The sequence below is a fragment of the Novosphingobium album (ex Hu et al. 2023) genome, from assembly GCF_022832385.1.
In the GTDB taxonomy this organism is placed as follows: Bacteria; Pseudomonadota; Alphaproteobacteria; order Sphingomonadales; family Sphingomonadaceae; genus Novosphingobium; species Novosphingobium album.
Genome location: NZ_JALHLE010000041.1, coordinates 43,103 through 51,577 on the forward strand (window position 1 = coordinate 43,103; position 8,475 = coordinate 51,577).

General features: G+C 63.7%; 7 protein-coding genes. 6 read left to right on the top strand and 1 reads right to left on the bottom strand.

Annotated features, from left to right (window positions below):
• Positions 1–10 precede the first annotated feature (10 nt).
• The 3 genes from MTR64_RS19235 to fcl all read left to right on the top strand — a co-directional run bounded on the left by MTR64_RS19235 (position 11) and on the right by fcl (position 4,766).
• Positions 11–2,116, top strand: a complete 2,106-nt coding sequence (locus MTR64_RS19235; RefSeq protein ID WP_243996160.1) for a phosphocholine-specific phospholipase C — start codon at positions 11–13, stop codon at positions 2,114–2,116.
• 557 nt (positions 2,117–2,673) lie between these two features.
• Complete coding sequence (gmd, locus tag MTR64_RS19240; RefSeq protein WP_243996161.1) at positions 2,674–3,798, top strand: GDP-mannose 4,6-dehydratase; 1,125 nt, start codon at positions 2,674–2,676, stop codon at positions 3,796–3,798.
• An 11-nt stretch (positions 3,799–3,809) separates the two neighbouring features.
• Entirely contained in the window at positions 3,810–4,766 is a 957-nt protein-coding gene (gene fcl / locus MTR64_RS19245; protein WP_327194294.1) for a GDP-L-fucose synthase, read from the top strand.
• A 74-nt stretch (positions 4,767–4,840) separates the two neighbouring features.
• Here the strand turns inward: fcl and MTR64_RS19250 are convergent, their stop codons facing one another.
• Complete coding sequence (locus MTR64_RS19250; protein WP_243996163.1) at positions 4,841–5,905, bottom strand: glycoside hydrolase family 76 protein; 1,065 nt, start codon at positions 5,903–5,905, stop codon at positions 4,841–4,843.
• Positions 5,906–6,056: 151 nt separating this feature from the next.
• On the opposite strand from MTR64_RS19250, the gene MTR64_RS19255 reads away from it, so the two are divergent.
• Genes MTR64_RS19255 through MTR64_RS19265 form a run of 3 tightly spaced genes read left to right on the top strand, consistent with a single transcriptional unit; the run spans position 6,057 to position 8,307 of the window.
• Positions 6,057–7,382, top strand: coding sequence for an erythromycin esterase family protein (locus tag MTR64_RS19255; protein ID WP_243996164.1), 1,326 nt, complete (start codon positions 6,057–6,059; stop codon positions 7,380–7,382).
• Positions 7,379–7,624, top strand: coding sequence for a hypothetical protein (locus MTR64_RS19260; RefSeq protein ID WP_243996165.1), 246 nt, complete (start codon positions 7,379–7,381; stop codon positions 7,622–7,624). Before MTR64_RS19255 ends, MTR64_RS19260 begins: the two co-directional genes overlap by 4 nt.
• Positions 7,621–8,307 carry a phosphoribosyltransferase gene (locus MTR64_RS19265; RefSeq protein ID WP_243996166.1) on the top strand — a complete coding sequence of 229 codons (687 nt, stop codon included), beginning with the start codon at positions 7,621–7,623 and terminating at the stop codon, positions 8,305–8,307. Before MTR64_RS19260 ends, MTR64_RS19265 begins: the two co-directional genes overlap by 4 nt.
• Positions 8,308–8,475 lie beyond the last annotated feature (168 nt).

Consider the following 8,475-nt stretch of genomic DNA (forward strand, 5'->3'; position numbering starts at 1 on the left):
GAGACGATCCATGGTGACGAACAACAGGCGTGACTTCCTCAAGGCTGCCGGCGTGCTCGGCACCGCCGCGTCTTTCCCCGCGAGCATCGGGCGGGCGCTGGCCATCCCGGCGCGGCGCGTCACCGGCACGATCAAGGACGTGAAGCACGTCGTCATCCTGATGCAGGAGAACCGCTCCTTCGATCACTACTTCGGGACGATGAAGGGCGTGCGCGGGTTCGGCGACCGGCACACGGTGCCGCTGCCGGATGGGCGTACGGTCTGGGACCAGTTGAACGGCGCGGGGGTGTTGCCGCCGTTCCATCTTGATACCGAGGCGACCAATGCCATGAAAGTCCCCGGCACGCCACATTCCTTCGCGGATGCGCAGGCGGCGTGGAACCAGGGCAACTTCGGCCTCTGGCCCAAGTACAAGACCGACTATTCGATGGGCTATTTCGGGCGCGAGGACATTCCTTTCCAGTTCGCGATGGCCGAAGCCTTCACCATCTGCGATGCCTATCACTGCTCGGTCACATCGGGCACCGACCCCAACCGCATCGTCTTCTGGTCCGGCTCCAGCTTCGATCCGCGCGAGCGCGAACGCGGCGTCAATTGCCGCGACGACAAGTCCGAGCCCAACAACCTGCGCTGCTGGATCAAGGGTGCCTTGCCCGAACCGGGCTATACTTACGCCGGCAACGCGCTTGAATGGGCGACGATCCCCGAAGTGCTGGAGCAGCAGGGTATCGATTGGCGCATCTATCAGGACCCCAACGATAACTGGACCGGCGCGATGCATGGCGGCCTCGCCTTCGAGGGTTTCCGCACCTGCAAGCCGGGCGAGGCACTTTATGAGCGCGGGATGCGGCACTGGTCGCTGGAACAGCTCGAACGGGATGTGAAGGACGGCACCTTGCCTGCCGTGTCATGGGTGTTGCCGCCGAGGGAATGGTCCGAGCATCCTTCCGCCTCCACGCCGATTGAAGGCGCCGAATTCACGGCGCGCGTGCTCGATGCGCTCACCGCCAATCCCGACGTCTGGGCCAGCACGGTGTTCTTCCAGACCTTCGACGAGAACGACGGCCTGTTCGACCATGTGCCGCCGCCCGCGCCGCCTTCCATCAATGCGGACGGGACATTTGCGGGCAAGGCGACATTCCCGCTCGACGGCGAATACTTCGACGATCACGAGGACAAGTACACCTCGCGCGACGATGGGATCACCGGCACCACGCGTCCCTGGGGGCTGGGGCCGCGCGTGCCGATGTATGTGGTCTCACCGTGGAGCAAGGGTGGCTGGGTCAATTCGGAGACCTTCGACCACACCTCGGTCGGCCGCTTCCTCGAAGCGCGCTTCGGCGTCACCATTCCGGCGATCAGCCCATGGCACCGCGCGATGTGCGGCGATCTGACCTCATGCTTCGATTTTCGCACGGAAGCGGACCGGGCCTTTCCGCGACTGCCGGATGCAACCGGCTCGAAGGAAGCGCTCGCCCTTCATCTGCAGCGCCCGAAGATCCTGCCGCCCCGTAACGGCGCGCACCCGCTTCAGGAACAGGGCCTGCGCCGCTCGCGCGCATTGCCGTACGTGTTGCATGTCGATGTCGAGCCCAATCCCGAAACCGGCACTGTCACGCTGCATTTCATCAACGAAGGCATGGTGGGTGCCGTCTTCCAAGTTTACGACAAGCACCGCCTCGACCGGCTGCCCCGGCGCTATTGCGTGGAAGCTGGCAAGCAGCTTGCCGACATCTGGCGTCCAAAGGGCGAGCAGGGCTTCGATATTCTGGTTCTCGGGCCCAACGGCTTCCGGCGGTCCTTCACGGCGGACCGAGCAGAAATGCTGCCCTTGCTGGCCGCCCGCTACGATCTGGCCGGGCAAGCCCTGGTTCTGGCATTCAGCAATCCTGGACCTGCATCATTGGAACTGAATGTCGGCGCCGACCGCTATGGGGTGAACACGCCGCGCAAACTCGGCATCGAGGCAGGCACGAAGCAGCGGCTGCGCTGGTCTGCCGCCGAGACGCAGCGCTGGTACGACTTCGAGGTAACCGGATCCGGGTTCAGCTCAAGACTCGCCGGCCGCTTCGAGGACGGCAGCCATGGGGTGAGTGATCCCTTGATATTCAGCTGATGGCGAAGCTTCTGTGCCAGGGGCTTCGAAGGCATCATGCTATTGGCTGAGCGAACGGCTACTTGCGCCGATCATCCTCCGGGAAGAGACGTTCCGGATCGTCCGGCTTTGCCGACATTTAGCCTTCGCGCTCATGTGCCGATCACGACCACCCAGTTCTCATCTTCATCCTGCCCGGCGCGCCACCTTCTGCGGAAGGTGGCCTTCTCCCCCTGTAATCTTGGGTTTCCGGAGAACGTTGGCTCCGTCACGTTGCGAAGGAGTTGCGTGCCGACAGGTCAATCGTGGCATGAAGAAATGAGTTGTCCAGGGCCTCTCCGTTTGGCCTGGCGACGAACGATCTGTGCTATTGAGCTAACTCTGCCGAAGGAGTTGCGAGATGCCACCGGTGTGGTGGATGATCGATCGAGATCGTAAATATGGCGATGCCGTTTGCCTCAAGAGCTTCGAGCTTATTTTCGGGTAAGTCCCGATTGTTCCCGGCCTATCCGGGTGGCAGTTGACGGCCATCTCGGCTAGAGCGGCCCATCCCACTTTGAAAAGGCTTTGGTGTTAGCATGGTGAAGAAAAAGGCCCTCATTACAGGGGTTACCGGACAGGACGGTTCCTACCTTGCAGAATTCCTTCTCGAAAAGGGTTACGAGGTCCACGGCATCAAGCGCCGCGCCTCGCTTTTCAATACCCAGCGCATCGATCATATTTACGCCGACCCTCATGTTGAGAGCGCCGACTTCCATCTGCACTACGGCGACCTGAGCGACACTTCCAATCTCACTCGCCTGATCTCCGCGATCGGGCCGGACGAGGTCTATAATCTGGGCGCACAGAGTCACGTTGCAGTGAGTTTCGAGGCGCCCGAGTATACCGCCGATGTCGACGGTATCGGAACGCTGCGCCTGCTCGAGGCGATCCGCTTTCTCGGGCTGGAGAAGACGACGCGTTTTTACCAGGCATCGACTTCTGAACTCTACGGCCTCGTTCAGGAAATCCCGCAGCGCGAGACGACACCGTTCCACCCGCGTTCGCCTTATGCGGTGGCCAAGCTCTATGCGTACTGGATCACGGTCAACTACCGTGAGGCCTACGGCATGTATGCATGCAACGGCATCCTGTTCAACCACGAGAGCCCGCGTCGCGGCGAGACTTTCGTAACCCGCAAGATCACGCGGGGCTTGGCCAACATCAGCCAGGGCCTCGAAAGCTGCCTCTACATGGGCAACATCGATGCCCTGCGCGACTGGGGGCATGCCAAGGATTACGTGCGCATGCAGTGGATGATGCTGCAGCAGGACCACCCCGAGGATTTCGTGATCGCCACGGGCGTCCAATACTCGGTGCGCGAGTTCATCCAGTGGTCGGCGGCCGAACTGGGCATCACCCTGGCTTTCGAAGGCGAAGGCACCGAGGAAGTCGGCGTCGTGGCAGCAATCGAGGGCGATATCGCCGCGTGCGTGGCGGTAGGCGACGTGATCCTGCGCATCGATCCGCGCTATTATCGCCCGGCCGAAGTCGAAACGCTGCTGGGCGATCCGACCAAGGCGAAGGAAAAGCTGGGCTGGACGCCCCAGATCACCGCGCAGGAAATGTGCGTGGAAATGGTGGCCGAAGATCTCAAGGCGGCCCGGCGCCATGCGCTGCTAAAGCAGCATGGTCTGACCATGCCTGTCTCGCTGGAGCTCTGAAAGGCATGTCAATGAAGGTTTTCGTTGCAGGCCATCGCGGCATGGTGGGCGGTGCGATCGCGCGCAAGTTGCGAGAACGGGGGGATGAACTCGTGGTGCGCACGCGGGCCGAACTGGATCTGCTGGACCAGCAGGCGGTGCGCGCGTTCATGGCGTCCGAAAGGCCCGACGCGGTGGTCCTGGCTGCGGCCAAGGTGGGTGGCATCCATGCTAACAACACCTATCCTGCGCAGTTCATCTTCGAGAACCTGATGATGGAATGCAACGTGGTGAACGAGGCTTTCGCGGCGGGTGTGGAGCGGCTCCTGTTCCTGGGGTCCTCATGCATCTATCCGCGCGAGGCGGCGCAGCCGATCCGGGAGAGCGCATTGCTGACAGGACCGCTGGAAGCCACCAACGAGCCCTATGCGATTGCCAAGATCGCCGGAATCAAGCTGTGCGAAAGCTATAATCGCCAGTACGGCACCGACTATCGCAGCGTGATGCCGACCAACCTCTATGGTCCCGGCGACAATTTCCATCCTGTCAATTCGCATGTCCTGCCCGCGCTTTTGCGGCGGTTCCACGCTGCGGCGCAGGAAGGTCTCGAGGAGGTCGTGATCTGGGGAACGGGGACGCCCCGGCGCGAATTCCTGCACGTCGACGACATGGCGGAAGGCTCGCTCTTCGTGCTTGACCTCGACAAGGAAACCTACGCGGCAAATACCGAGACGATGCTCAGCCACATCAACGTGGGCTATGGCGAGGACGTCACAATTGGCGAACTGGCGCACCTCATCGCGCAGGTTACCGGCTATTCGGGGCGCATCGGCTTTGATGCGAGCAAGCCTGATGGGACGATGCGCAAGCTGATGGACAGCTCCCGGCTCGAGGCGATGGGGTGGAAAGCGCGCATTGCACTGGAAGACGGCGTGCGCGAGACCTATCGCTGGTTTCTCGCGAACGGTGCTGAACTGCGCGAGGCATGATACTGGCAGTGCTGCCGGGCGGTTGGCGAAGGATAACGGTACGCTCTAGCGGCTGCGCCAGCCTTTCCTGACCATCACCGGAGTGGCGGGCGATCTCCCGCGACAAGCAGCACGGCGAGACCGGATACCTGGGCCGCCGCGCCCACTTGCAAGCTCCTTTCCGCCCAGTCACCGCTGACCGGCTGCCTGCCCGAAGCGCTCTGGATCCAGACTGCCCCGGCATTCTGGCGGACCCATGCCATGATTTCTCGGCGCTCGGGACCATCCGGCAGACTCTCCAGAAGGTGGCCGAGATGATAGGCGAATATGCCCTTGAACAGGAGGCCGTCCGAGCCGATTGCGTCGACGGGCTCGTGGAGGATTCCTTCGGGCGTTGAAAGACCGCGTATGGCGGCGATGGCCGTCCGCACCGCGAGTTCGTCGTAGTGTGCATTTCCGGTCACCCCGGCCAGATCGTTGAGGCCGCCGATCAGCACGCCCTGATTGTAGCTGAAACGGGGCTGGCCGTTATTGCGGCAATCCGCGTCGAGGCCATCGTTCACCAGCCCGTCGGGCCCGATCATCGACGACTGCGCGAACCACGACCAGCCGCGCAAGGCCCATTCCCGGTAGCTCGCCTGTCCGGTCGCACGGAACATCTGTGTAGAGGCATAGATGAGCAATTCGTTGGTGATCGCATTCTTGTAGGTTCGCCGCCGGTCCCACCACAGCCCGCCGCCGCAGTGATCGTCCCAGTACGTGGTAACGACATGGCGGTATGTGGCGGCGGCATAGGCCAGCAGTTCGGGGTCGCGCCCGATCCACCAGGCATGGACGCTGGCGATGACCGCCCACAGGTCGTCGTCGTTGGCGGAAAGGCCGGTGCGGTTGCGCACGGCACCGGTGATCTTGCGGTCCCACCGGCGGTCACCGGTCCGCCTGCGATAGTCGATCAGCACGTCGGCGGCGACGAAGCGTTGCCAGGGCTCGATGCCGTCCCATCCGCCAGCTACGCCCCAGTGCCGGTCGAGATATCTGGCGGTGATCCGTGCGCGTGTTGCCCATCCGTCGTCCCGGGCCAGGAGCGGCGCCGAACCCAGCAGGAGTAGTAGGGCGGCGAACAGGCGCGCCAGCCCTGCGCGAAGGGGGGCATGCTTCAACCGCGGCTTCCTTCTGCCTGCCTGGACCGCGGCGGGATGTAGCAAAGACACCTTGCGCCGTCAGCCGGGATGCCTGACGCCAGTGGTAAACATTGCGGGGTACGAAGCTCTGGCGTAGAATAAGCCTCAAACTAACCGAGCGGAGCATCCCATGACGATGCAGAGCCGGATGACAGAGAGCGAGACGGACCTTCTCCACGGCCTGCGTGCCGCGGCGGAACGCCTGCCCAGTCCTGATGCGCCCGATTTCGCAGATGCTTTCGAGCGTTTCGGCAATGCCCGCGTGGTCTTGCTGGGCGAGGCGACACATGGAACTCATGAATTCTACGCGGCGCGCGCGGCTATCACGCGTCGGCTGATCGAGCGGCACGGCTTCAACATCGTCGCGGTCGAGGGCGACTGGCCGGATATCGCGCGCATCGATGCCTATGTCCGGTGCCGCGCGCCGCGTCCGCGCCGGGGCGAGCCGTTTCTGCGTTTTCCCACCTGGATGTGGCGCAACGAGGAAGTGCTGGCTCTGGCAGACTGGCTGCGCGGGCACAACGCGGCGCTGCCTGAAGACAGGCGCGCGAGCATGCACGGGCTCGACGTCTATTCGCTCAGCGAATCGATCCATGCGGTGATCGCCTATCTCGACGCTCACGATCCGGATGCGGCCGCCGAGGCCCGGCAGCGTTACGCTTGCCTGATGCCCTGGCAGGACGAACCGCAGCACTATGGCCGGGCGGTGGAGCACGGTACGCTGCGCGGCTGCGAGGATTCGGTCTTGGCCCAGCTCGAGGGGCTGCTGGCCCGCCGCATGGAATACATGCGGGAAGACGGCGAGGCCTTCTTCGACGCCGAGCAGAACGCCCGGATCGTGCGCGGGGCGGAGCAATACTACCGCGCGATGTACCGTGGCTCGGCTGCGAGCTGGAACCTGCGTGACCGGCACATGTTCGATACCTTGCTGCGCCTCATGGCGCACCGCGAGGACGCGCGCGCGGTGATCTGGGCGCACAATTCGCATATCGGCAATGCCTCGGCCACGGCGATGGGCTGGCAGGGCGAATTCAACATCGGCGAACTTTCGCGCGCGGCCTTCGGCGACGAGGCGGTCCTGATCGGTTTCGGCACCGACCGGGGCACTGTCGCCGCCGCGTCGGACTGGGGCGCTGACATGCGCGTGATGCAGGTGCGCCCGGCCCGCGACGACAGCTGGGAAGCAGCCTTCCGCCACACCGGCATTGCCCGCAGTCTGACCGACTGGCGCGGCCCCCGGCGCAAGGCGCTTGGCGAAATGCTCTCGCAGACCTTGCTCGAACGCGCGATCGGCGTGGTCTACCGGCCCGGGACCGAGCGGCAGAGCCATTACTTCGAAGCCGTCATCGCCGACCAGTTCGACGCTTTCGTCTGGTTCGAGGAAACGCGGGCTGTGACGCCGCTGGGGCACGAGAAGCCCCACGGCGCCCCCGAAACCTGGCCATTCGGGCTGTGAACGCGGCGTCGCTCTCCGCTGCGCTGAACGCTGGGGCAGACGGCCCGCGCATTACCGTCGACGTCCCCCGTGGCGGACGCTTCATCGCACTCAACGCCGATGCTTATGAAGCCATGCACTGCGAGAGCGACATGACGATCCTACAGGTCGCGGGCCATCTGTTCGAGGAACCCGGCGCGCTCGATCAGGTCTTCGCTCCCGCCAGCGCATGGTCCAGGGGCCATCTTGGAGACATGCGATGACCGGCCAGATTCTGTTCACGGATCGCCGTGAAGCCGGGCGGAAGCTGGCCGGGGCGGTGCGGGACCTCGATTTCAAGGATCCGGTGGTGCTGGCCCTGCCGCGTGGCGGCGTGCCGGTGGGTTTCGAGGTCGCTGAAGCGCTGGGCGCACCGTTGGACATTCTGATGGTTCGCAAGATCGGGGCGCCGGGGCACGAGGAATACGGCATCGGCGCCTTGGTCGACGGGGTTTCGCCGCAAGTCGTAGTCGATGAGGGGCTGGCGCGGATGGTGGGGGCGTCCCGCAACTACATCGATATGCAGATTGCGCGGGAGCTGGCCGAAATCGAGCGCCGCCGCGCACTCTACCGGACCGGATCGCCTGTCACGCTCACGGGGCGTACGGTGATCGTTGTGGACGATGGGATCGCTACGGGCGGCACGGTTCGCGCGGCGCTGCAGGGCATAGCGAAGGCCGGGGCGGCGAAGGTCGTGCTCGCGGTTCCTTTGGCGCCGGCAGATGTACTGTCGTCCCTGACAGAGTTGTGCGACCGGGTCATCTGTCTTGCCTCGCCCGACCCATTTCATGCCGTGGGCATGCACTACAGCGACTTCCGCCAGACCGAGGATGAAGAGGTCATCCGCCTTCTCGCCGAAGCCAGAAACGGGAACAGGCCGGGCCAGTCCTCCGCAAAGGTGACTTGAAGGGCGCAAGCGGGTGTGGACCGCCTGCTTTCCGTTTGAAGGGAAGCGACCGCGGAGGGCACGATTCATCGGTTTTCATGAAACTTCCACCCAGAAGCGGCGGAAAACTGCCAAAAACTGGACTCGATGAACTTTTTTTGAAGAAAGTGTTTGACCGAATCGGGGGTG